Genomic DNA, 24,509 nt, shown 5'->3' on the forward strand with positions numbered 1-24,509 from the left:
AAATAATAATTTAAAAAATACGATAGATTGTTTTTAAATTATGTCAGCATTGCTGACTATTCTAATTGATATACGTCATAGCTGTTGAAAAAGGAGAGTAACAGTGCCTTGGGCGCAGCTTATCCTGAGGAGATAGACGTATGGCTAAACGAATGCTTAAATTCGTAACGCACCCCCAAATTCTTCCAGAAAAACGTTCCGCAGAAGAGCGTAGGCAAGATTTCGGAGAAATTTATCAAGGGTTTGCGTTAAGCCGTGCGGAAGAGCAGTCTTCTCGATGCTCGCAGTGTGGGATACCTTTTTGCTCTGTTCATTGTCCTTTAGGAAATGACATCCCTGACTGGCTTAAATTAACAGCAGAGAACCGACTGCAAGAAGCATACGAAATCTCCTCTGCGACGAATACCTTCCCAGAAATATGTGGTCGTATATGCCCTCAAGATCGTTTGTGTGAGGGAAATTGTGTTATTCAAAAAGATTTTAAAAGCGTAACAATTGGGGCGGTAGAGCGCTTTATAACGGAAAACGCCTTTGAAAATGGATGGGTTGAGCCACGCACGCCGCTTCATGAACTTGGGTTAAGTGTTGGAATCGTTGGCTCGGGGCCGGCGGGGTTGGCGTGTGCTGAGCGGTTGCGTAGTCGCGGGTATGAAGTGCATGTCTATGAGCGGCAAGATCGTGTCGGTGGTCTTTTAACGTATGGTATTCCAAGCTTTAAGCTGGAAAAACACGTTGTTGCTCGTCGTCATAAAATTTTAGAAGAGCAAGGCATAATCTTTCACCTTTCAACAGCAATTGGTGAAGGAGATATATCTCTTAATGATTTGAGGACGCGGCATAACGCTGTGTTTCTAGCCACTGGGGTGTATCGATCTCGAGCGATTGATGTGCCGGGAGCGAATTTAAGTGGTGTCGTAGATGCTATTGATTTCTTAATGGCCTCTAACCGCCGCGGATATAATGAAGACCCGAAAGAGGACACCGCTCTTCATGCGAAAGACCGTCGGGTTATCGTGATTGGTGGTGGAGACACGGCCATGGATTGTGTGCGGACATCCATTCGACAGGGCGCAAAAGAAGTCGTCTGTGTTTATCGACGGGATCGTGAGAATATGCCGGGCTCCCGGCAGGAAGTTTATAATGCGGAAGAAGAGGGGGCACAGTTTGAATGGCTCGCTGCTCCAGAAGAGTTTGTTGGGGATGCGCAGGGTGTAAAAGCTGTGCGTGTTCAGAAAATGCGCTTAAGTGCTCCTGATATGTCTGGTCGTCGTTCAATTGAAGGGACCGGGGAAACAACGTTGCTTGAAGCTGATTTAGTCATTCGTGCGTTGGGGTTTGAACCAGAGAACATTCCCGAAATTTGGAACCAGCCTGATTTGGCTGTCACTCAATGGGGCACGTTGAGTGTTCCACCGGGAGGCTTCCAAACAAGTGCACCTGGTGTGTTTGCAGGCGGTGATATTGTGCGGGGCGCCAGTTTGGTGGTGTGGGCCATTAAAGATGGTCGTGATGCAGCGGATGCTATTCATAAATCATTGACAAAAGATCATATGTTGGAGGCCGCAGAATGAGCCAGAACATGAATTTCATTCAAGAATATAATCAGAATGCTGAGCGATTGAAGGGGCTATATGATCCAACGCAGGAGCGTGATTCCTGTGGTGTGGGTTTGGTCGCATCATTGGATGGCCAAGCCTCAAGGCGTGTTGTAGAACTTGGCATTGAGGCGTTGAAAAACATTTGGCATCGTGGTGCGGTCGATGCAGATGGCAAAACGGGGGATGGAGCAGGTATTCACGTTGAAATCCCACAGGATTTTTTTGTTGAAGCCATTCATGACAGTTCAAGCGCAGACCGTATTGAAGGCCGTATTGCCGTTGGAATGGTTTTCCTGCCTAAAACAGATTTGGCAGCGCAGGAGCGTGGCCGGCAGATCATTGAAACAGAAGTTCTAAACTTTGGGTACGGTATTTATGGTTGGCGGCAAGTGCCTATCGATACAGCGTGTATTGGTGAAAAGGCCAATCAGACCCGCCCTGAAATTGAACAGATTATGATCCGTAATACGCTCGGCAAAGATGAAGATGCTTTCGAGCGAGATTTATACATTCTTAGGCGGCGTATCGAAAAGCAAGCCACTCGTCAGCACATAGACCTTTATATTTGTTCTATGTCATGCCGATCAGTCATTTATAAAGGGATGTTTTTAGCTGAAAACTTGACTGATTTTTATCCGGATTTGTTGGATGCAAGGTTTGTTTCGCGCTTTGTTATTTATCATCAGCGTTATTCTACTAATACGTTTCCTACGTGGAAGCTGGCTCAGCCCTTCCGAAAAGTAGCCCATAATGGTGAAATTAACACAATTTCAGGTAATACTAACTGGATGCGTTCGCATGAAACACGCCTCGCGCATCCAGATCTTGATCCATATATGGATGATCTGAAACCTGTTGTGCAAGCCGCGGGTTCTGATACGGCGATGCTGGATAATGTTTTTGAATTGTTGACGTTTGCAGGTCGCTCTGCACCTCTTGTGAAAACATTACTTGTCCCTGCTTCAGGGGGAGCAAATTCAGATATTTCTCCTGAAGCGAAAGCCATGTTCCGGTATTGTAATGCCATTATGGAACCATGGGATGGCCCTGCAGCATTATGTGCAACAGATGGGCGTTGGGTGGTTGCAGGGTTAGACCGCGCAGGATTAAGGCCGCTCAGATATTCAATCACACAAGATAATTTACTCATTGTAGGTTCAGAGACAGGAATGGTGCGCGTTCCTGATGGCCAACTGCGTGGGCGGGGCCGGCTTGGTCCGGGGCAAACATTAGCATTGGATTTAAAAGAAGGCCGTTTATATAAACCTAATGAACTTTTAGACATGCTGGCTTCCCGGCATGACTTTAAGGAATGGGTTAAGCGTACGCAGGATATCGAACCTATCGTACGAGATGTTGTAGAGCCTGATGCCATGGCGCCTGATCTTTTAAGGCGCCACCAAATGACGGTTAACCTGACGTATGAAGAGTTGGAAACAATTCTTCACCCTATGGTAGAGACGGCTTCTGAAGCGTTGGGCTCAATGGGAGATGATACTCCCTTACAGGTAATATCAAAGTTCTATCGGAACTTGTCTCATTACTTCCGACAAGGCTTTAGTCAGGTTACCAACCCTCCGATTGATTCATTACGTGAAACACGGGTGATGAGCCTGATTACGCGGCTAGGGAATTTAGGAAATATTCTGGATGAACGACCAGAACAGTGTGATTTGCTTCAGTTGCCTAGTCCCATTCTCACAAATGGTGAATTTGACGAGCTAAGACGTGTCTGTGGTGAAGACGCTGCTTTGATTGATTGTACCTTCCCTGTGGCCGATGGTGAGGAGGGGTTAAAAGCGGCGATTGCTGCGGTACGGGCGCAGGCCGAAGATCATGTTCGAGGTGGGTGTACTCATCTCTTCTTGACGGATGAGAATATTGGCCCAGAGCGGGTTGCTATCCCGATGATTTTGGCCACAGCTGCTGTGCATGTTCATTTGGTAAGGCACTCTTTGAGAACATTTACATCATTGAATGTTCGCACATCAGAGGCGATAGATGTTCATGCTATTGCTGTTACTATTGGGGTAGGGGCAACTACGGTTAACCCTGTCTTGGCGCAATATAGTATTGCCGATCGTGTTCAGCGTGGGCTTTTTGGCCAGATGTCACTGCGTGAGGCCATGGAGCGCTATCGAAAAGCAGTGGATAAAGGTCTTTTGAAGATCATGTCCAAGTCCGGTATTTCAATCATATCAGCCTATCGTGGGGGATATAATTTTGAAGCGATCGGCTTATCTCGTGCCTTAGTTGCAGAGTTTTTCCCGGGAATGCCCTCTCGTATTTCTGGAATTGGTTTGCCGGGAATAGCGCGGAATCTGCTTAAAGCGCATGCCAAGGCATGGGATGAGAAGGTGGAACCTCTTCCTATTGGAGGTCGATATAAGCTCCGCCGGCAAGGTGAAACACATGCTTTTTCCGGTCAGCTTATTCATATGCTTCAGACTGCGGTGTCCGCGAACAGCTACACGCTATATCGTCGTTATGCGGATGCTGTTCGGAAGATGCCTGCTGTTGCTTTGCGTGATTTGTTGGACTTCAAACCTAATCATACTCCAATCCCTCTCGATGAGGTTGAGAGTGTTACACAGATCCGCCGCCGCTTGGTAGCACCCGGTATCTCTCTTGGTGCGTTAAGCCCAGAAGCACATGAGACATTAGCGATTGCCATGAACCGTATTGGCGCGAAATCTGATTCTGGGGAGGGGGGAGAAGATGCAGAGCGTGCTAAGCCGCGCCCTAATGGTGATAATGCATCATCCGCTATTAAGCAGGTGGCTTCAGGTCGTTTCGGTGTAACGGCGCAATATTTAAATGATTGCCGTGAAATTGAAATCAAGATGGCTCAGGGGGCGAAACCGGGAGAAGGAGGGCAGCTTCCAGGATTTAAGGTAACGGAACTCATCGGGCGTTTACGCCATGCCACGCCGGGCGTTACATTGATTTCCCCTCCACCTCATCATGATATTTACTCAATCGAAGATCTGGCACAGCTGATTTATGATCTAAAGCAGGTTAATCCAACCGCTACGGTAACGGTCAAACTGGTGGCTCGGACAGGGATTGGTACGATTGCTGCGGGTGTAGCCAAAGCAAAAGCGGATGCTATTCTTATTTCAGGTCATTCAGGTGGGACTGGGGCGAGCCCTCAATCTTCCATTCATCATGCAGGGCTGCCATGGGAGATGGGTTTAAGTGAAGCGCATCAGGTTTTGATGTTGAACCGTCTGCGGCATCGTTTGGTATTGCGCACAGATGGAGGTATTAAAACAGGCCGTGACGTGGTTATGGCCGCCATGTTGGGGGCAGAAGAGTTCGGAATTGGGACGGCTGCTCTCGTTGCGATGGGATGTATTATGGTGAGACAGTGCCATTCGAATACATGCCCAGTTGGTGTGTGTGTGCAGGATGAGAGCTTGCGTGCCAAATTTGAGGGCTCTCCAGAGAAAGTTATTAATCTTTTTACCCTGATCGCTGAAGATATTCGTCATATCCTTGCAGAGCTAGGGGTTCGCTCCATGGCTGAGATTATCGGCCGTACGGATATGTTGCGTCAGATCCATCGTGGTGCAAATTATCTTGATGACCTTGATTTGAATTCATTGCTGGTGCAGGCAGATACGGGCGAGCATGAGCGGTATTGCACTCGTAAAGGGCGCAATGAAGTGCCTGAAACGCTAGATGCTCAAATTGTAGCCGATGCTGTTCCTTTGTTTGAGCGTCGTGAAAAGCTCCATTTGCATTATAATGTTCAGAACACACATCGTGCGATTGGAACGCGTACATCGGGTATAATTACCCGGCAGTTTGGCATGCATGGTTTGCCGGAAGGGCACTTGACCCTTTCTTTGCGCGGTTCGGCTGGTCAGTCTCTAGGAGCCTTTGCCGTTCAGGGGCTTAAGCTGGATGTTGTTGGTGATGCGAATGACTATGTAGGGAAAGGGCTATCCGGCGGCACGATTGTTGTGCGTCAGTCTCCCATGGCTCAATGGCGGTCTGAAGAAAATGCGATTATTGGGAATACGGTACTTTATGGCGCAACGAGTGGTTCGCTTTTTGCCGCTGGGCAGGCGGGAGAACGTTTTGCCGTGCGTAATTCAGGAGCTATTGCTGTTATAGAAGGATGTGGCTCGAACGCTTGTGAATATATGACTGGTGGGAAAGTGGTTATCTTGGGGGAAACAGGAGATAACTTTGGGGCCGGGTTTACTGGTGGAATGGCTTATGTTCTCGATGAGGGGGGGCGGTTTGAAGAGCGTATTAACCCTGATACGGTTCTTTGGAACAGAGTGCCTGCCGGAAGTGTTTGGGAAAAAGATTTACGGGAGTTAATTGAACGTCATATCGCTGAGACAGAAAGCGTTTATGCCAAGGATTTGTTGCACCGTTGGGAGCAAACTTTATCCCAGTTCTGGCATATTGTTCCACGTGAGTATGCGAAAGTAATTGGTTACGTTCAGGAAGATTTAACGCAACTTTCGGCATAAGAAGTAAATCATAAGCCAGTACGATCCTTGCCATTGATCTTGCTGGCTTATTTTCTGTTTTTGGATATTTATATAAAAGCCTGTTATTATTTATCTAATTTATTGAAATGACGTTTTGGGTTTGAAAAATGGATAAAATAAAGTTTGACGCTAATAACCATTCATCTGCTATGGGCGAGGGTATGGAAGTGCCTCCTCGTTGGGATTTGTCAGATCTTTATACATCATTTGACGATCCAAAGATTGAATCTGATTTTTCTCACCTTGAAAAAGCATCAAAGACGTTCTCACAGGAATGGAAAGGAAAGCTCCATCAAGTCGATGGGAAAGCTTTGGCAACAGCGTTCGCAGAATATGAGCGTATTGAAGAAGGCTTGGGAAGGATTGCCTCTTTCTCTCAGCTAGGCTTTGCAGCGCACACGACAGATCCTGCATGGGGGCGTTTTGCTCAAGGTGTGCAGGAAAGAATGACAGATATCTCAGCATATCTTTTATTTTTCAGTCTTGAAATAAACAGATTGGATGATGAGCAGATCAAAGGGCTTTTATCGGCTTCTGAAATGCAGAAGTGGAAGCCTTATTTAAGGGATTTGCGGGTATTTCGTCCTTATCAACTCTCAGATGAGGTTGAGCAGGTTTTAATGGATAAATCTGTAACAGGGCGTTCTGCTTGGAACAGATTATTTGATGAAACGATGGCATCTTTAACGGTCACTTTAGAAGATCAAGTGAAGCCGTTAGGTGAGGCGTTTAATATGCTGACCAGTTCTGACCGGGATAAGCGTAAAGCGGCGGCAGAACAAATCAGTAAAGTGTTGCAAGAGAATTCACGTCTATTAACGATGATTACCAACACGCTGGCAAAAGATAAGGCGATTGGTGATAAATTACGGGGCTATCCACGCCCGATGAGCAGTCGCAACCGTGCCAATATGGTTGAAGATGAAGTGGTTGATGCGTTGGTGGCCGCTGTTGATGAGGCTTATCCACGTTTGGCTCATCGTTACTATAAGCTGAAGGCAAAATGGCTTGGTCTGGATAAGCTGGAACATTGGGATCGGAATGCACCGCTTCCAGGAGTGCCAGATACGGTTCTTTCTTGGGATCAGGGGAAAGAGATTGTTCGTAATGCCTATACGAACTTTGACCCTGCATTAGGAAAGTTAGTTGAGCGGTTTTTGATGCATCCGTGGATTGATGCAGCGCCTCTTCCGGGAAAATCGGCTGGAGCATTTGCTCATCCAACCGTGCCTTCAGCACACCCATTTATTTTAATGAATTATCATGGACGCGCACGGGATGTGATGACGCTGGCTCATGAGTTAGGGCACGGAGTTCATCAGATTCTTGCGGGGCAAAAGCAAGGGTATCTTAATTCAGCAACGCCGTTAACTCTTGCTGAAACAGCATCTGTTTTTGGAGAAATGCTCACGTTCCAATCTTTATTGGATCGAGAGACGGATCCTAAGAAGAAACGGCATCTGTTGGCCTCTAAAGTTGAGGATATGCTGAATACGGTTGTTCGGCAGATTGCGTTTTATCAGTTTGAAGTGCGCGTCCATGAGGAACGTGCAAAAGGAGAGCTTTCGTCTGAAAGGATTGGAGAAATCTGGCGTGAGGTGCAAGAGCGTAGCTTAGGAGAGGCTTTTCACTTTACTCCAGACTATGATGCTTACTGGTCATATATTCCGCACTTCATTCATTCTCCATTTTATGTGTATGCCTACGCTTTTGGGGACTGTCTGGTAAACGCCTTGTATGGTGTATATCAGGAGCAGCCAGAGGGCTTTTCTGAAAAATATCGGACGATGTTAGAAGCCGGTGGAACATTACGGCATAAAGAGTTATTGGCGCCCTTTGGTTTAGATGCGACGAAATCTGATTTTTGGCGTAAAGGGTTAGATGTTATATCGGGTCTGATTGATCAGCTCGAGCAGGAAGGCTGAAATTATGGCGCGCGATCTCGATAATATCGGTTTTATGGGTGAATTACGGCGAATGGCCCGGACATCGGGTGCTGTTGGCGGGATCGCAGCTCGTATGGCCGGTAATCGGCTAGGGATAAAGACAGATAAGGCCGTTCATGCGGAAGAGTTGAAGGCTGCATTAGGGGGGTTAAAAGGCCCTTTAATGAAAGCGGCTCAGCTTTTATCCACCATTCCAGGTGCCTTGCCGGATGAATATGCAGATGAGCTTGCACATTTGCAGTCTAACGCGCCGCCTATGGGATGGAGCTTTGTTCGGCGTCGGATGATGGCGGAGCTTGGTAGAGATTGGGAAAAACATTTTGAAAGTTTTTCTCATGATGCTGTTGCCGCAGCATCATTAGGGCAGGTGCACCGCGGGCGGTTAAAAGATGGACGGGAAGTGGCCTGCAAGCTTCAATATCCCGACATGCAAGGCGCGGTTGATTCTGATCTGCGTCAGTTCAGAGCTGTTTTGAGTTTATATAAGCATTTTGAAACGACTATTCGTCAGGATGACGTATATTTGGAATTGTCTGACCGTTTGCGAGAGGAGTTGGACTATCGACGGGAGGCATCGCACTTACGTTTATACGGGAATATGCTTGCGCATATACCAGAAGTAACGGTTCCAAAGCCAATTGAAGATTATTCTACAGGTCGCTTGTTAACGATGGATTGGCAAACTGGCCGGGATATGAAAACTATTCTTGGGCAGGATCTTCCGTTGGAAGAACGTAATAAGATGGCAAAGGCGTTATTTAAGGCATGGTATACCCCTGTTTATCAATATGGGGTGATTCATGGTGACCCTCATATGGGGAATTTTACCGTGCGTGATGATTATGGCTTGAATTTACTTGATTTTGGCGCTGTTCGGATCTTCTCTCCTCAATTTGTTGAGGGGGTTATAGATTTGTATAATGCCTTGATAAACAACGATGAAGATTTAGCATTTCATGCGTATAGCAAGTGGGGTTTTAAAGGAATCTCGCGTGAAACGGCACAAGTTTTAAATGAGTGGGCCCGTTTCTTCTACCGTCCGTTGATGACAGATAATGTATGGTCAATGGACGAGAGCAATAGTCAAATTGAGGCACGTCAGGTTCTGGAGCGTGTTTATGAAGGCCTTAAAAGAACGGGTGGAATAAAAATACCACGTGAGTTCATTTTAATGGATCGCTCTGCAATTGGTTTGGGAAGCGCTTTCTTGCGTTTAGGTGCGCGTCTAAACTGGCACGAACTCTTTCAAGAGCTTATTGAAGGTTTTAATGTGGATGTATTAGCGGCTCGCCAGCAAGAAGCTTTGAGAAAGGCGCAAGTTCCTGTGCCGTTGTCATCTAAATGAGAGAGAAGGGACACAAAAATTTGTGTCCCTTTATGGGTTAAAAAATCTCTTTGATGAGATCATTCCCAATACCAAAACCAGCACCAGCTTCGACAGAGCGAGCAAAGCCGGAGTTTAGGATGTTAGAGAGAAAGTTGCCGCTTGCAGGTTGCTGTTGTTGCTCGACAACCTGTACAGGCGCTTGAGGTTGTTGAGCATAGCCCTGCTGCATGTTGGAGGCGTTCTCCATAGCGGAGTGGAGCTGTTGAAGAAGATTGGCAACCTGCTGTTGTTCAGCTTGAAAAGAGAGAGCCAGCTCACGCAGGTCTAGCGACCACTCACGTGCTTGCATATCGCCGTTTTGCGCGGCAGATTGCATTTTATTGGCAAGGTTTTGTAAGGCCTGTGCTGATTGTTGTGATTGTTGGACTAATTGATTGTATGTTTGCTCAACTGTTTGGATATCCACTTTTTAGCTCCTGATACGAGAAGAAAACAAATTACATTATCATCCAGTGAGAATAATGAATGATAAAAAGTTAGGTATTTGCCTGCTAAAATATAAACACCTCTTGAGAGATTGAGTTCTTTGCCCCATTTTATTTTAATGGCAAAAAAACAACCCGCTCACCGTAATGCAGACGCACGGCCTATGACGGCCTTCATTCCGGAGAAACAACCTCCGAAGCCTAAAACGAACAAATTTGTCGTAAAGTCTGATTATGATCCAGCAGGAGATCAGCCAACGGCAATCGCGGAGTTGGTCGCTGGTGTAGAAAGAGCAGAGCGAGATCAGGTTCTGCTCGGGGTCACCGGGTCTGGTAAAACTTTCACAATGGCAAAAGTCATTGAAAAAACCCAAAAGCCGACCTTGATTTTGGCCCCCAATAAAACGCTTGCAGCGCAGCTATATGGAGAAATGAAGCAGTTTTTCCCAGATAATGCTGTGGAATATTTTGTGTCTTACTACGATTATTATCAGCCTGAAGCGTATGTTCCGCGTTCAGACACATATATTGAAAAAGACAGCCAGATTAACGAGCAGATTGACCGGATGCGTCACGCTGCAACGCAGGCTTTGCTTGAGCGGAATGACGTTATCATCGTGTCGTCTGTTTCATGTATATACGGTATTGGGTCTGTTGAAACATATTCAAAGATGGTGGTTCGCCTTGAGGTAGGAGGCGAAATTGATCGTGATAAGCTTATTAAGGCATTAGTTGAACTGCAATATCGGCGTAATGATGCCTCCTTTGAACGGGGAACTTTCCGTGTGCGTGGGGAGCAGATTGATATTTTCCCGGTTCAGAATGAAGACCGCGCATGGCGTGTTTCATTGTTTGGTGATGAAATTGATCAGATCATTGAGTTTGACCCATTAACGGGGAATAAAACAGGGGATCTGGCTGAAATTAGCGTGTATGCGAACTCTCACTATGTGACGCCTAGGCCAACCCTTAATCAGGCAATGATTGGGATTAAGCAGGAGTTAAAACAACGCCTTCAGCAGTTTACCGATGAAGGTAAGTTATTAGAGGCGGAACGGCTTTCTCAACGCACGACGTTTGATTTGGAAATGATTGAAACGACAGGGGCGTGTAAAGGGATTGAGAACTATTCCCGGTATTTATCTGGCCGTGGCCCCGGTGATCCGCCTCCAACCTTGTTTGAATACTTACCAGAAGATGCGCTTTTAATTGTTGATGAAAGCCATGTAACGGTTCCTCAAATTGGAGGGATGGAAAGGGGAGATAGAGCCCGGAAATCAGTCCTGTCTGATTATGGGTTTCGTTTGCCTTCCTGTATTGATAATCGGCCGCTTTCCTTTGGTGAGTGGAATGCATTTCGGCCACAAAGTGTTTTCGTGTCTGCGACCCCCGGTCCATGGGAAATGGAACAAACTGGTGGTGTGTTTGCAGAACAGATTATTCGTCCGACCGGCTTGGTAGATCCTGTAACGGATGTTCGCCCTGTTGAGGGACAGGTAGATGATCTGCTTCATGAATGCCGTGCGACAGTGGCAAAAGGTGGTCGTATTTTGGTTACCACTTTGACCAAAAGAATGGCTGAAGATCTTACAGATTATTTGTCGGAAGCCGGGATTAAGGTCCGTTATCTGCACTCGGACGTCGATACGTTAGAACGTATCGAGATTATTCGGGACCTTCGTTTGGGTGCTTTTGATGTTTTAGTTGGGATTAACCTTCTTCGGGAGGGGCTTGATATTCCAGAATGTGCTCTCGTGGCGATTTTGGATGCAGATAAAGAGGGTTTCTTAAGATCAAGAACGTCTCTTATTCAGACGATTGGGCGTGCGGCTCGAAATGTTGATGGTCGTGTGCTGCTTTATGCGGATAAGATCACTCAAAGCTTGCAATTTGCGATGGATGAAACAGAACGCCGTCGTTCAAAACAAATTGCCTGGAATGAAGAACACGGGATTACACCTCAGACCGTTCGTTCTAAAATTGGTGATGCGCTTTCTTCGATTTTCGAGCAGGATTATGTTACAGTTTCGCCTGATGATACAGGTGGCGTCGAGCAGCTTGTTGGAAAATCGCTCAAAGATACGATCAAAGATTTTGAGAAGCAGATGCGTGATGCCGCTGCTAATTTGGACTTTGAGTTGGCCGCAAAGTTGCGTGATGAAGTAAGGCGTTTGGAAGCGATTGATATGGGGTTAGAGCCTCCTCCGGTTGCAACGTCAACGGCGGGTCGTCCGGGAAGTAGTGGTAAAAAACCCAAAGGCCCTCCTAAACCTCTCGGTCCCGGAGGAGGCGGGTATGATCCTGCAAAAACCCAGCGAGGAAAAAGGCGTACCAAAAGTTAAAGTGAGTTTGTTTCAGAAGTTAGGGGATCAAAGTGAATGATTGAATTAAAGCGTGGGAAAAGCCGTCTTACTATTCTGCCTGACGTTGGAGGAGCCATTGGAGAATGGCAGTGGGATGGCAAAGATATCTTTTTGCCAGTATCGAATGATGCTTTAAAAGCTCAGCGAGGAGTGGCTGTTGGGGCATATCCTTTGATCCCGTACTCTAACCGTATTGCAAATGGTCGCTTTTCTTTTGAAGAAAAAGCATATCAGCTTGCAGAAAATATGGCGGATCATCCTCATACCATTCATGGCAATGCTTGGGAGCACGAATGGACTGTTGCTCATGAAGGGGATCATTTTGTTGTTTTGACATTTGATCACACCCCTCAAGGTCAAGATGCTGAATGGCCTTTTGCTTATCGTGCTGTTTTATCTTACCAATTACATGAGAGTTATCTGGACGTTGTCATTGCAATCGAAAATAGGGATCGTGTTAATCAGCCTGTTGGCTTGGGGTATCATCCCTTTTTGGCAGCACAGGGAAAAGCAAATTTAAAGTTTGATGCAGAATCTGTTTGGCTGACGACGCCAGATGGGTTGCCTACGGAGCGTATTCCTACGGAAGGAGAATGGTCTTTCCATCATTTAAAAGATGTGCATGCACGCTTTATCGATCATTGTTTTAATGAGTTTGGTGGTCATGTAGAGTTACAACGCCCAGATGATGGCGTGAGCGTCTCAATCGAGTCTGCCCCATTATTCTCTCATCTAGTTGTTTTTACATCTCCGGATGGACCTTTTGTTGCTGTTGAGCCTGTAACGAATATGACCGATGCGATTAATCACCCAGAGGTGTCAGATCGTGGATTGCATATTTTAAAACCCGGCGCACAGCTTGGTGGGCGCATGCGTTTTCATATTAAGAGCCTTTAATGTCTGAGAAAACACCGCTCTCTTATTATCTTTCGCCTCGGGGTGCTGAGGTTATGCGTGCAGAACTGAAGGAGTTGGCACAAAAAGAGCGACCACGGATTGTTGAAATTGTTTCTTGGGCTGCAAGCAATGGAGATCGTTCAGAAAATGCTGACTATCAGTATGGAAAGAGGCGTCTGCGTGAAATAGATCGTCGCTTGCGCTTTTTAACAAAGCGTTTGGAAAATGCCATAATTGTTGATCCTGCATCGCAGAGTATGCGGGATCAGGTCTTCTTTGGTGCAACTGTGACATATGTTGATGAAGAGGATCAGGAATATACCGTAACGATTCTAGGAGTTGATGAATCAGATTTTGCACGAGGCGAAGTAAGTCTGATTTCACCTGTCGCTCGCGCCCTGATGCGGACACGGGTAGGGGATGAGGTGATATTACATACTCCAAAAGGACCAGTGGAGATTGAAATATTGAAGATTGTGTATCCAGATTAAAAGGTAGCTTTGAGAAATCAAAGTTTTGAGAATTACTCATCTCTCGCTAGAGAGAGTAGATTATTATTCTAATCGGGGTTTCCCTTAATGTCTCAATCACTTTGTGTTGCTGTGCAGATGGATCCGCTAGAGCAGGTGAATATCGATGCAGATTCTACTTTTGCTCTTATGCTTGAAGCTCAAGCGCGTGGACATGAGCTTTGGGTATATCCTGTAACCTCTCTGAGTTTGGATGAGGGAGGCGGTAAACAAGGGCGTGTTAAAGCACATGCCCGCCGCGTAAAAGTGAAACGTGAGCATGGACATCACGCATCTTTTGAAAAAGAGGAAATTCTCTCTTTAGGTGATGATACGGACGTTGTGTTGATGCGTCAGGACCCTCCATTTGACATGGGGTATATTACAGCGACCCACCTTTTGGAGCATATTCACGGAGTGGGAAAAGGGCGCTCTTTAGTCGTGAATGATCCTGTTTCGGTTCGGAATGCTCCTGAAAAATTACTTGTAACGCATTTCCCTCAGCTGATGCCTCCGACACTCATTGCGTGGGATTCTCGTGATATTGATGCTTTTCGACAGAAGCATGGGGATATCATCGTAAAGCCACTCTATGGAAATGGTGGGGCAGGTATTTTTCGCATTAAGCCGGATGATGGTAATTTAAAAGCATTGCTGGAAATGCATTTTGCTCGCTCCCGTGAACCATTAATGATTCAACGGTATGAAGCGGCGGTCCGCAAAGGGGATAAACGAATTATTCTGGTGGACGGAAAAGCTATCGGGGCCATTAACCGTGTTCCTGCTGATGGAGAGACTCGCTCCAACATGCATGTTGGAGGGCGTCCTGAGCCAGTTGATTTAACAGAACGTGATCTTGAAATCTGCGAGTCTATCGGACCGTATTTACGTGACCATGGTCTGATTTTCACAGGAATTGATGTGATCGGAGATTGGTTAACAGAAATTAATGTAACATCTCCAACTGGGCTTCAGGAGCTGGATCGTTTTAATAAAATCAACAGTGCAGGTTTAATCTGGGACGCTATTGAGAAGCGTTTTTAGAAGGTTGTTGATCAGAAGGCAGAGGAATTATTCTGCCTTCTGCTCGGAGCTTTTTTCATCAATTTTAGGTTGAGCGTATGAGATAGGCTCAATTTTTTGGCCCGGCTTTAATTTTGGCTTTCGTTCAGGGGTAAATTTATTCTCAAGCCAGAATAATAAATCGTGTCTGAAATAAAAAGCATAGATGCCTATCCATGCAATGATTGAAAAGATAATCAGAAAATAGTTCAACATTGTGTGCCTCCAATAGAAAATTAACAAATTTCATCGCAGATTGTTCCACTAACTCTTGCCAGAGACCTATGAACAAGGGCAAGAAGGGGCCAATTGAACCAAGTTCCGGATATGCTCTTTTAACAAAAAGAGAGCAGACACAGAAGGTCACACATATATGTCCTCAACCCTATCACCGCGTTCTGCCTTGGATGCGGAGGCTGTTAAAGCAGCTTACCGCCGATGGGCCCGAGTTTACGATACTGTTTTTGGTGGGGTCTCGGGTTATGGGCGCAAGAGAGCTGTCGCTGCCGTGAATGGCTTACCTGGTGAGCGTGTATTAGAAGTGGGAGTGGGAACAGGTCTCGCTCTTCCTTCATATGCGCGCCATAAGCGCATTACCGGGATAGACCTATCCAAAGATATGTTGGAGCGTGCGCATCAACGTGTTTTGAAAGAGCGCCTCACCAACGTAGATGATTTGCTGGAGATGGATGCCGAGGCAACCTCTTTTGAGGATAATAGCTTTGACATCGCTGTTGCCATGTTTGTCGCTTCTGTTGTGCCGCATCCCGATCGGCTTTTAGCTGAATTGAAGCGTGTTGTTCGTCCCGGTGGATATATATTGTTTGTTAATCACTTCTTAGCGACCGGTGGTGTACGTCTAGCGATTGAAAGAGCTATGGCCAGTGCGTCACATTCTTTAGGATGGCACCCAGATTTCGCGATTGAAGCTCTGCTGCCCCCTGAAGATTTAAATCGAGCTACACGTATTCCCGTGCCCCCTTTAGGTCTTTTTACTCTTGTGACATTGCCTCATATTAAGGATAGTGTAGGTTAAATAACCTTTTAGTCGCCTGATCTGTGAATGAATATTATCATTCACAGAATATTTTGACGCTTACATATAGGGCTCTGCTGCAAGGGACCGAGATTTAATACGCATTATGATCAATCAGGCATTTACAACACGGAACGTTATTCCAGCCAGAAGGATAGGGGTCTCTTTTATTCTTCTTGCTTTGTTTGCCGGCCTTTTAGGGGGAGCACTCGCTTTTCTTAAACTGCCGACAGAGTCCACCGCAGGGCAAGTTTTTTGCCATGGAATTTTAATGACTTTTTATGTCATGTGCCCTGCAGTTTTAGGTGGCTTTTGGAATTTTTTTCTTTCTGATGAATTAAAAGTCAAGCATTCGACTTTACCAGTCGCAACGGTTGCCGGCTTATGCTTTTTGTCCGCCGGGATCGTTTTGTTACCCCTTCAGCCTGTTTTGGGGGTATTGTGTTGGTCTGTTGGTATTTTATGCGTTGCTTTAGATGTTATTACGACCTTCTTAGAAGGAAGGTCTGTTTCTTTTAAAAATATTTCGCCTTTCGCATGGTCTGTTCTAGCAACAGCATCGGGTGCAATTATTATAGCTTCGGCTCTTGCTGCTCTTGTGACACGCTTAGTTGTGGATGAGAGTTCGGTCAGCAAAGTATATACACTCGCACATATTCTTTATCTTCCAGAACAGGCTTTGATGATCACCCCAGCGCTCGGGTTGGTCTGTCATGTTTTGTTGGCGAAAACGAACAAAACATCCGCACTTTCATTTAGAATTGCGTCATATATTTTCGGTATTATTGCCGTTATTGGTCCGTTATGCTGGTTAGATAGTTTGTTTGGTGCGTTTCCATTAGTGCTGGAAAAGTATTTGTTTCTGCTTACACAGCTAATTCCGGTCTCATTTCTAGTGCTGGCTGTATGTTGGGATGCTTGGAACACACGCCGTGAACTCACGGGTGTAACCTTATGGGCTGTAGCTAGTCTTATTCTTTTTGGGATCAGCTGGGTTACAGAATTTCTTTATTCTGGTTCTTTTGTTGAACATACAGCGGCCTCCTTTGGTGGCGTAATGGCTTTATGCTGTGGTTTATACGCGTGGATACAAAAGCTATATCCATCGGGCTTTCCTTCAACATTATGCCGTATACATGCAGGTTTAACTTTTTTTGGGGCTCTTTGTTCTTTACTCCCCTCGTTAATGATTATGGGAGAAGGAATGATGGGGGTAAGTCTCCTTACGTTTGGATTGCTGGGCCTCTCTTTGGTTAAAGCGGCAGAGCAAAGCCGAGTAAGAATATGAGTGACGTAACACCATCCATTCCAACGGGCCTTTTTTCTATTTTAGGGCATGAACGTGATTCTTCATTAAGAGAGTGGTTTTCTCTTTTAAAGCCCAGAGTAATTTCGCTAGTTGTTTTCACGGGCGTTGCAGGGATGGCTGTGGCGCCTCAATGGCCTTCTGTTCCGATCGGGCTTATTACTATTTTATGTATTTGCATCGGAGCGGGTGCCGCCGGTGCAATTAATATGTGGTATGATCGCGATATTGACGCGATTATGAAGCGCACAAACGTGCGTCCTATTCCAGCTGGGCGTGTGTCGGCTGACAGCGCGCTAATTTATGGAATTATTCTTTCTGTTTTATCGGTTGTTATATTGTGGTTAGCAACCAATGCATTGGCTGCCGGCATTCTCGCATTTTCTATATTCTTTTATGGCGTTATTTATACGATGTGGCTTAAGCGACGGACGCCACAGAATATTGTAATTGGTGGTGCAGCCGGTGCGTTCCCTCCGATGATTGGGTGGGCTGCTTCTATGGATTCCATGGCTGTGTTGCCCGTTTCTATGTTTGCCGTCGTATTTTTGTGGACGCCCCCTCATTTTTGGTCGCTCGCACTTTATGCGTGTAAAGATTATGGCAATGCAGGCATTCCGATGTTGCCGGTTGTGAAAGGAGCGCGGCACACACGGTGGCAAATTCTACTTTATACATTTGTGCTAACTGCTGTATCGTTAACGCCCTCATTCTTTCATGAAACAGGATGGTTTTATACAGCAACAACTAGCGTGTTGGATTTAGGATTTATTCTGTGTGCTATACGCGTTTTGCTTGATCAACAGGACGCTGAAGGAGTGAGTCTCACAAAAGATAAACCAGCTCGTTTTGCTTTTCGTTATTCATTGGCTTATTTGTTTTTATTATTTTGTGGTCTTTTAATTGATCGGGTTTTGCTATCGTGAAAACAAATGAGGAATTAGCGCTTAAGCGCCGGCAAAGCCGTATTATGGGTATAGCAGGAGGAGTAATCCTCCTCGCTGCTATGATTTATATCATCACATTTATTCGGTTTAGTGGTTAGCCACCTTGCTGTATAGCTGAAAGCATCCAGTTGCCTCGGCCATCTGCACGGACAAATGTCCAAAGTTCTGTCACTGTGACAGGGTTGGTTGAGCTCCCGTCAATGACATTCCCGAATTGATCTGTTGTAACGTCGATCATGGAATAACGCATGGCTACGGTTGCATATGTGAGGTTGCCTTCACGCCACGCTTCGGAAAGGTCCCCGTGCTGGAACTGAACATTAGAGACAACATTGCGTGCGCCTCGGCTGCTGAGTTCTGAAAGTTGATCACTAAAATAGCTGACCATCTCAGGCGTCGCCATAGAAGACAAAGCACGTAGGTTTTGAGCGCTCCAAGCAGCCTGAATATCAAAAAGTAAGCTTTTAAACGTCTGATAATCATCCATCACCAATGTTACAGGTGGGTGATTGGCTGTATTTTGAGCACCGTTGTTATTACGACGGGCAAAGAGACGAATAACAAAAATAATAAGCGCGGCAATGATGAGCGCCTGAAAAAGGAAACCAATTAAAGATGCCAAGCCATGAAAGCCCCATAGGAAGCCATGTCCGCTGAGAAGGCCAATAATACCTGCTCCCAGCATTCCACCCATAAATCCTGTTAAAAAAGGATGGCGTGCTGTGAGAGGGGGACGGTATCCGGGCATGCCATAATTATTTGGCATGGGCCGAGGTTGCATTGGGCCATTAAAGGCAGGGTTATTCGGTTGTGGGGTGGCGGTACGATCCATTGGTCGTACCCAGCTTGGGCTAACCGATGTTCTTGGTGGAGGGCTCCAAGTGTGTGACCCACGACTACCAAGAGACATTCCGCCTCCTGCACGTGCATCGGCAGTGCCAATGGCACAAAGGAGAGTGCATGTAAGGGAGAAAAGGCGAAGGTTTTTCATTACAGTCCTGCGATGCTCATATTATCAATCCGGATGCTGGGTGCGTTGACACTGCTCCGGAATAAAAGGTCGTTAGCGGGGATCATGCGTGAAAACATGTCTTTTAAGTTACCTGCTATTGTAAACTCTGCAATGGGTTCGGCTATTTCTCCATTGCGGATCATAAACCCAGCTGCGCCACGGCTATAGTCTCCTGTTAACATATTAATAGAAGATCCCATCATTTCTGTGATGAGAATTCCCTCTTTAATATCGCAGCGTAATTCTTCAATAGAAAGAGTGCCAGGTGAAAGAGAAAGGTTTGTTACGCTGGGGCTTGGTGGAGAGGTGACACCGCGGCTTGCTCTATGGTTGGATTTCACACCTAATTGACGAGCGCTTCGGGTATCGAGAAGCCAGTTTTGCAAAACACCATTTTTCACGAACTCGAGTGCTTCAACAGAGCATCCTTCTGCATCAAAAGGACGAGAGGCAAGGCCCCGAATACGCCGAGGGTCATCAAGGATAGTCAGGTTCGATGGTAGTATTTGGGTGTTAAGAGCATCTTTTAGGAAAGATGTACCTCGTGCAATTGCGGCCCCATTAATTGCTCCGGCAAGGTGGCCGAGCAAACTTGAGGAAACCCGAGGGTCATAAATGACACTATATGTCCCTGTTTTGGGGCGGGAGGGGTTAAAGCGTGCCAAAGTGCGTTCAGCAGCACGCTTCCCGATGATCTCAGGTGTTTCTAAATCCTCAAAATGAACAGCACTATGATAGGCATAGTCCCGTTGCATGGCATTACCTGTTCCGGCCAATACGCTTACACCCGTTGAATAACCTGTACGAGTGTAGTGGCCTAAAAATCCAGCTGAGGTGCCTAAAGCAATTGTTGTTCGGCTATAGCCGGATGACGCACCACCACTATTGGTAATATCAGGGAAGGATAGAGATATTTCTTCCGTGGTACGTGCTTTTTGGATGAGTTGATCCATGCTGGGGGTTGTATGGTCTTGTAGATCAAGCCCTGAAGCATCAAATGAGCCGATCATGGCATCCGGGGCGAGGCCAGCGAACTGGTCTTCTGGAACGACAAGGGCCATAGCACAGGCCTGTTCAGCAAGCTTATCAAATTCGGCAGAATTCAAGACACTTGTTGAGACAGAGGCAATGCGCTGCCCGCGGAAAACACGCAAACCAATAGCGACACTCTCTGAACGCTCAATCCCTTCTGGTGCTCCTTGGCGGACCATGGCAGATTCTGATTCGCTATGGGTGAAAATAGCATCCGCGTGGTCTGCGCCATGTCGGCGGGCGGCAGATAAAAGCGTTTCAATATGGTCTGTTATTTTCATGCAGCAAGCCTTGCAGAAATATCCTCAAGAGAGGGAAGGTTTTTTACAGGACCAATAGCGGTAAATGTTGGAGTGCCTGAGAACAACTCGGCAGCGACACGTAGAATATCGGTTTCTGTCACGTTGTCTATTTTAGCAACGGTTTCCTCAATAGGAATGGGGCGCCCATGAACTTGCATCTGCCGGGCTAGTTGTTCACAGCGACTGCCTGTGCTTTCCAGCGACATCAGGAGCGCAGATTTGAGTTGTGCCCTTGCGCGAGACAGTTCCTCTGCGCTGATACCATTCTGTAACCGTTTAAGTTCGTCTATGACGACAGGTACGAGCTCGGCTGTTTCTTCTTCACCAGTGCCAGCATAAATGCCGAATAATCCGCTATCATTGAAAGAAGATGCAAAAGAATAAACGCTATAGACAAGGCCACGTCGCTCCCTAATTTCCTGAAAGAGACGCGAGGACATTCCCCCTCCAAGAAGGGTGGATAAGATCATGACATTATAATAATCAGGATGACGATAGCTTACGGATGGGAAGCCTAAGAGAAGATGAGCCTGATCTAATTCACGAGAGGTTCTAAGATCGCCCCCAGTATAATGTGCCTGATGTGAACGCTCTACTTGGTGAGTAGGGAGGTCTTTAAAATGTTTTTTGACGAGTTCAATAACATCATCATGGTGTAGATTGCCTGCTGCGGCAATCGTGATGTTATGTGTCGTGTAATGTTCTTTCATGTAGTTCATGAGTGTTTCACGGGTCATATTGGAAACTAGCTCAGAGGTTCCCAAAATAGGACGTCCCATTGGTTGGTCGGGAAATGCACTCTCTTGGAAATGGTCAAAAATGATATCATCTGGCGTATCATTGGCTTGGCCAATTTCTTGTAAGATGACCCCACGTTCGCGTTCAATTTCAGCATCTAAAAATGTACTGTGGGTTAGAATATCGCCAATAATATCCACCCCAAGAGCAAGGTCTTCTTTTAAGAGCTTTACATAATAGGCCGTTGTTTCACGTGCTGTATAAGCATTAATAAAGCCGCCAACATTTTCAATTTCTTCTGCAATACGGGCAGCAGAACGGCGTTCTGTTCCTTTAAAGGCCATGTGCTCAAGGAAATGGGAGACGCCGTTATTTTCGACATTTTCATCACGTGTGCCGATAGAAACATAGGCTCCAAAAGAGACGGTTTCAACGCGCTCCATACGCTCTGTGATGATCGTTAATCCGTTATCGAGTGTAGTAACCTGAATTGTATCGGACATAATTTTCCGTAAGAAAAAAAAGATTAGGCTCCCTAAGATGGGGAGCCTGACAAAGAGAACAAGTTATTTATTTACGTTTCATGTGGTCACGAACGGCTTGCTGGATTGTGGCGAGTTCGTTGCCAAGAGAATCAAACCGTTCTTCACGCTCAAAAAGATCCGCCAAATGAGGGGGAAGCTTAGGGTCAAGCCCGGTTGCCGCTTTTACGGCATCTGGGAACTTGGCTGGGTGAGCTGTAGCCGCAGCTACCATAGGTATTCCCGGCTCTTTAAACTCTTTCCCGACAGCGAGTCCAATCGTACTATGTGGGTCTGCCAGATACAAACTTTCTGCATAGAATTTACGCATTGCTGCGCTGGTTTGCTCATCAGACAAGGTCATTCCATCAAAGGATTCCTTCATACGCATCCAAGCATCCTGAGGGACAGCCATACGTCCTGTTTGACGGAAATCTTTCATGATGGTGGCACAACGCACTGGGTCTTGATCCAGGAGTTCAAACAAGAGACGCTCAAAGTTTGAAGAAACCTGAATATCCATCGATGGTGAAAGACTGGGCTCTACTTTGCGGACGCTCATGTCATTATCGACGAGGAAGCGCGTTAGAATATCATTTCGGTTTGAGCCAATGCATAAACGTTTAATGGGCAAACCCATTTGTTTGGCTGCCCATGCGGCAAGAACATTCCCAAAATTTCCTGTCGGAACAGAAAAAGAAACTTCTCGGTCTGGAGCGCCAAGTGCGAGTGCCGCGCGGATATAGTAAGGGATTTGGGCTGCAATACGCGCCCAGTTGATAGAGTTTACGGCAGAGAGAGAGACATCATCACGAAAAGCCTTGTCTGCGAACATGGCTTTTACGATGTCTTGGCAGGTATCGAAATCCCCGTCGACAGCGATATTGAGAATGTTGTCATCCAAGACGCTTGTCATCTGGCGACGTTGAACTTCAGATGTCCGGCCTTTTGGATGAAGAATAACCACAGAAAGGCGTTCACGACCACGACAGGCTTCAATTGCCGCAGATCCTGTATCGCCGGATGTTGCCCCAACAATGGTTACGTTTTGATTGCGTTCTGTGAGAACATGGTCAAATAAACGGCCCAACATTTGCATGGCCATGTCTTTGAACGCCAAGGTAGGGCCATGAAAAAGCTCAAGAGCGTAGAGATCTTGCTCAACTTCACTGAGCGGAGCGACGGCTGCATGATCAAAATGCTTGTAAGCATCATGTGTCATTGTACGCAACGTAGCCAGATCAATAGAGCCGGCAGTGAAGAGAGAAATCACTTCTGCTGCAAGATCTGGATAAGAAAGGCGTCGCCAGTCACGAAGAGTTTGAGGGCTAATTTGAGGCCAGAATTCAGGCATATATAGCCCGCCATCATCTGCTAGACCAGCAAGAAGAATGTCGGAGAAGTTGGGGGAGTGAGCGGTGAGCTCACCTCGTGTTGATCTGTAGCGCATAGTTTTCTTTATATATCATAATTTTTGCATAATCACACTTGTTGATGGCAGCGCGATTTTGAGAATGTGAGGAACATTGGCTTCTGTGGTGAAGACCATAACCTGATTGTTTTCTGTAGGAGTTAAAGCGCCTGCATTTATGAAGCGTGGATCATGCAACATAATGAGAGGAGTGCGTTCTGGGCCAAAAGCTAATAAGGCTCCATTCGTGATATCTGAGAAGAAAAAGAGATTTTGGTTTGATAAAGATATCCCTCCCAGACTGGGAGTGTCTCTCCATTGAACGATGCCATCGAGCTGTTCAACTGGGGTGAAATTGGGGTCTGTGAGTAAGGTTGTATCAATTCGATATAGAGGTCCAGAAGCCGCAGCGTAAAAGAGCCAGTGGCTATGAGGGGACAGAGCAAGATATCGGATATTTCCACCGGATACAGGGAGGTTATCTTTTCCTGTATGAAGAGAGTGATTTTGGAGAAGAGGACGATGTCCTTTGAGGGATATGTCGTAAGAAAGAAACCTGTTGCTCTTTCTGGTTTCAAGAGAAAGGGCGATGAGAGCCGGATTCCCTTCATCCGCAATGAAAGCAAAATTTTGGCTAATGGCTACGGCTGTCAGATGACTATTTTTTTGAATGGATTCTTCTAAAGAAATTGTTTGAATAAGCTGACCCGTTTTCGAAAGTTTCAGGAGTTGAAACGGAGCTTTAGCGGTTATGCCCCATACATAGGTCTGATCATAGGTAAGGGTTGAAAGGGCGGGAATATTATTGGGTTTATGTGAGGGAACTAAAGAAGAAACAGTCCCTGTTTCAGGATTTAAAACAACTGGGGCCCCTGTTTCTGTTAAAGCCAGTAAGCGTGAAGCACTTAATTCAATAAGTGAAGAGGTTTTGATACCGGGAAATGGAGTATCCGCCACAATCTTTGCTTGTTGCGGAGCATCTTTCCACGGATGCTCCGCAAAAGCAGGAGACGTACATATTATGCCGAATAAGGCACTGAGGATAGAATATAGAAATCGGTTATTCATATCACCGAGATTGGCTTACTAAAAAAAATTAGCAAGCCTGAAATGAAAGAAAAAAGGTCCTACGTAGGCATTTTGGGTTTTGTAATAGTAGGGGGCGCCCAGCCGAATCTTAGAGGGGGTGCTTTTTTATTACTGCGAGAGGAAGGAATAAAATACTGATTTGGCAAATATTGAGTAGGACGAGGGGCAGGAATATGGTTGGTAAACCAATCAGAATCTTTCGTATGCTCTACAGGAAAAAGCATGGAGGCATGCATCATGAGAGCCTCTTCGAGGTTGCTGCATTCGTCTGACCAACGATCGTTTGGTAAGAGGGAAATATAATGCCCAGTTTCGGTCTGCCGGACTTCAATGGAAAAAACTCGGCTTGTTGCACCACGGCGCACTGTTGCATGAATTCGTCCCGGAACCGGTCCAATATGTTGTTCTAGATGCATA

18 protein-coding genes are annotated in these 24,509 nt (G+C 46.1%); 11 read left to right on the plus strand and 7 right to left on the minus strand.

Going from position 1 to position 24,509, the window contains the following annotated elements:
• The first annotated feature begins 140 nt into the window (after positions 1-140).
• From E3D00_RS08250 to E3D00_RS08265, 4 genes are all read left to right on the plus strand, one after another.
• A complete protein-coding gene (locus tag E3D00_RS08250) occupies positions 141-1,571 on the plus strand; it encodes an NAD(P)-dependent oxidoreductase (protein WP_141461608.1) in 1,431 nt (476 codons plus the stop codon).
• Positions 1,568-6,088, plus strand: coding sequence for a glutamate synthase large subunit (gltB, locus tag E3D00_RS08255; RefSeq protein WP_141461609.1), 4,521 nt, complete (start codon positions 1,568-1,570; stop codon positions 6,086-6,088). The genes E3D00_RS08250 and gltB overlap by 4 nt, the downstream gene beginning before the upstream one ends.
• 128 nt (positions 6,089-6,216) lie before the next feature.
• A complete protein-coding gene (locus E3D00_RS08260; protein WP_141461611.1) occupies positions 6,217-8,034 on the plus strand; it encodes a M3 family oligoendopeptidase in 1,818 nt (605 codons plus the stop codon).
• Between the two features lie 4 nt (positions 8,035-8,038).
• Positions 8,039-9,400: an ABC1 kinase family protein gene (locus E3D00_RS08265; protein WP_141461613.1), complete on the plus strand. Its 1,362-nt coding sequence runs from the start codon at positions 8,039-8,041 to the stop codon at positions 9,398-9,400.
• Positions 9,401-9,437: 37 nt separating this feature from the next.
• Here E3D00_RS08265 and E3D00_RS08270 read toward each other — a convergent pair whose 3' ends face one another.
• Positions 9,438-9,848 carry a hypothetical protein gene (locus E3D00_RS08270; RefSeq protein ID WP_141461615.1) on the minus strand — a complete coding sequence of 137 codons (411 nt, stop codon included), beginning with the start codon at positions 9,846-9,848 and terminating at the stop codon, positions 9,438-9,440.
• Between the two features lie 138 nt (positions 9,849-9,986).
• On the opposite strand from E3D00_RS08270, the gene uvrB reads away from it, so the two are divergent.
• From uvrB to E3D00_RS08310, 7 genes are all read left to right on the plus strand, one after another.
• Complete coding sequence (uvrB, locus tag E3D00_RS08275) at positions 9,987-12,209, plus strand: excinuclease ABC subunit UvrB (RefSeq protein WP_141462442.1); 2,223 nt, start codon at positions 9,987-9,989, stop codon at positions 12,207-12,209.
• A 36-nt stretch (positions 12,210-12,245) separates the two neighbouring features.
• A complete protein-coding gene (locus tag E3D00_RS08280) occupies positions 12,246-13,127 on the plus strand; it encodes an aldose 1-epimerase (RefSeq protein WP_141461617.1) in 882 nt (293 codons plus the stop codon).
• The gene (gene greB / locus E3D00_RS08285; protein WP_141461618.1) at positions 13,127-13,618 is read left to right on the plus strand and encodes a transcription elongation factor GreB; all 492 of its coding nucleotides are present in this window, start codon (positions 13,127-13,129) and stop codon (positions 13,616-13,618) included. Before E3D00_RS08280 ends, greB begins: the two co-directional genes overlap by 1 nt.
• A gap of 87 nt (positions 13,619-13,705) precedes the next feature.
• Positions 13,706-14,680: a glutathione synthase gene (gene gshB / locus E3D00_RS08290; protein WP_141461620.1), complete on the plus strand. Its 975-nt coding sequence runs from the start codon at positions 13,706-13,708 to the stop codon at positions 14,678-14,680.
• A gap of 391 nt (positions 14,681-15,071) precedes the next feature.
• Entirely contained in the window at positions 15,072-15,734 is a 663-nt protein-coding gene (locus E3D00_RS08300; RefSeq protein ID WP_141461624.1) for a class I SAM-dependent methyltransferase, read from the plus strand.
• 106 nt (positions 15,735-15,840) lie between these two features.
• Complete coding sequence (locus E3D00_RS08305) at positions 15,841-17,022, plus strand: heme-copper oxidase family protein (protein WP_141461626.1); 1,182 nt, start codon at positions 15,841-15,843, stop codon at positions 17,020-17,022.
• Positions 17,019-17,966 carry a heme o synthase gene (locus tag E3D00_RS08310; protein WP_141461627.1) on the plus strand — a complete coding sequence of 316 codons (948 nt, stop codon included), beginning with the start codon at positions 17,019-17,021 and terminating at the stop codon, positions 17,964-17,966. The genes E3D00_RS08305 and E3D00_RS08310 overlap by 4 nt, the downstream gene beginning before the upstream one ends.
• A 115-nt stretch (positions 17,967-18,081) precedes the next feature.
• Here E3D00_RS08310 and E3D00_RS08315 read toward each other — a convergent pair whose 3' ends face one another.
• The 6 genes from E3D00_RS08315 to E3D00_RS08340 all read right to left on the minus strand — a co-directional run bounded on the left by E3D00_RS08315 (position 18,082) and on the right by E3D00_RS08340 (position 24,508).
• Positions 18,082-18,978 carry a Tim44 domain-containing protein gene (locus E3D00_RS08315; protein ID WP_141461629.1) on the minus strand — a complete coding sequence of 299 codons (897 nt, stop codon included), beginning with the start codon at positions 18,976-18,978 and terminating at the stop codon, positions 18,082-18,084.
• Positions 18,978-20,312 carry a TldD/PmbA family protein gene (locus E3D00_RS08320; protein WP_141461631.1) on the minus strand — a complete coding sequence of 445 codons (1,335 nt, stop codon included), beginning with the start codon at positions 20,310-20,312 and terminating at the stop codon, positions 18,978-18,980. The genes E3D00_RS08315 and E3D00_RS08320 overlap by 1 nt, the downstream gene beginning before the upstream one ends.
• Entirely contained in the window at positions 20,309-21,574 is a 1,266-nt protein-coding gene (locus E3D00_RS08325; RefSeq protein WP_141461633.1) for a M16 family metallopeptidase, read from the minus strand. Before E3D00_RS08325 ends, E3D00_RS08320 begins: the two co-directional genes overlap by 4 nt.
• A gap of 67 nt (positions 21,575-21,641) precedes the next feature.
• The gene (thrC, locus tag E3D00_RS08330) at positions 21,642-23,042 is read right to left on the minus strand and encodes a threonine synthase (RefSeq protein WP_141461635.1); all 1,401 of its coding nucleotides are present in this window, start codon (positions 23,040-23,042) and stop codon (positions 21,642-21,644) included.
• 15 nt (positions 23,043-23,057) lie between these two features.
• Positions 23,058-24,071 (minus strand): L-dopachrome tautomerase-related protein, encoded by a 1,014-nt coding sequence (locus E3D00_RS08335; protein ID WP_141461637.1) that lies wholly within the window; start codon positions 24,069-24,071, stop codon positions 23,058-23,060.
• A 59-nt stretch (positions 24,072-24,130) separates the two neighbouring features.
• On the minus strand, positions 24,131-24,508 hold the full coding sequence (locus E3D00_RS08340; RefSeq protein ID WP_141461639.1) for a hypothetical protein: 378 nt from the start codon (positions 24,506-24,508) through the stop codon (positions 24,131-24,133).
• Position 24,509: the final 1 nt, after the last annotated feature.

It is taken from the genome of Swingsia samuiensis, assembly GCF_006542355.1.
GTDB lineage: Bacteria > Pseudomonadota > Alphaproteobacteria > Acetobacterales > Acetobacteraceae > Gluconobacter > Gluconobacter samuiensis.

Bases quoted from the DNA above. Each gene is read 5' to 3' on its own strand.
- E3D00_RS08250 (WP_141461608.1), top strand. From the start codon at position 141: ATGGCTAAACGAATGCTTAAATTCGTAACGCACCCCCAAATTCTTCCA.
- gltB (WP_141461609.1), top strand. From the start codon at position 1,568: ATGAGCCAGAACATGAATTTCATTCAAGAATATAATCAGAATGCTGAG.
- E3D00_RS08260 (WP_141461611.1), top strand. From the start codon at position 6,217: ATGGATAAAATAAAGTTTGACGCTAATAACCATTCATCTGCTATGGGC.
- E3D00_RS08265 (WP_141461613.1), top strand. From the start codon at position 8,039: ATGGCGCGCGATCTCGATAATATCGGTTTTATGGGTGAATTACGGCGA.
- uvrB (WP_141462442.1), top strand. From the start codon at position 9,987: ATGGCAAAAAAACAACCCGCTCACCGTAATGCAGACGCACGGCCTATG.
- E3D00_RS08280 (WP_141461617.1), top strand. From the start codon at position 12,246: ATGATTGAATTAAAGCGTGGGAAAAGCCGTCTTACTATTCTGCCTGAC.
- greB (WP_141461618.1), top strand. From the start codon at position 13,127: ATGTCTGAGAAAACACCGCTCTCTTATTATCTTTCGCCTCGGGGTGCT.
- gshB (WP_141461620.1), top strand. From the start codon at position 13,706: ATGTCTCAATCACTTTGTGTTGCTGTGCAGATGGATCCGCTAGAGCAG.
- E3D00_RS08300 (WP_141461624.1), top strand. From the start codon at position 15,072: ATGTCCTCAACCCTATCACCGCGTTCTGCCTTGGATGCGGAGGCTGTT.
- E3D00_RS08305 (WP_141461626.1), top strand. From the start codon at position 15,841: ATGATCAATCAGGCATTTACAACACGGAACGTTATTCCAGCCAGAAGG.
- E3D00_RS08310 (WP_141461627.1), top strand. From the start codon at position 17,019: ATGAGTGACGTAACACCATCCATTCCAACGGGCCTTTTTTCTATTTTA.
- E3D00_RS08315 (WP_141461629.1), bottom strand. From the start codon at position 18,978: ATGAAAAACCTTCGCCTTTTCTCCCTTACATGCACTCTCCTTTGTGCC.
- E3D00_RS08320 (WP_141461631.1), bottom strand. From the start codon at position 20,312: ATGAAAATAACAGACCATATTGAAACGCTTTTATCTGCCGCCCGCCGA.
- E3D00_RS08325 (WP_141461633.1), bottom strand. From the start codon at position 21,574: ATGTCCGATACAATTCAGGTTACTACACTCGATAACGGATTAACGATC.
- thrC (WP_141461635.1), bottom strand. From the start codon at position 23,042: ATGCGCTACAGATCAACACGAGGTGAGCTCACCGCTCACTCCCCCAAC.
- E3D00_RS08335 (WP_141461637.1), bottom strand. From the start codon at position 24,071: ATGAATAACCGATTTCTATATTCTATCCTCAGTGCCTTATTCGGCATA.
- E3D00_RS08340 (WP_141461639.1), bottom strand. From the start codon at position 24,508: ATGCATCTAGAACAACATATTGGACCGGTTCCGGGACGAATTCATGCA.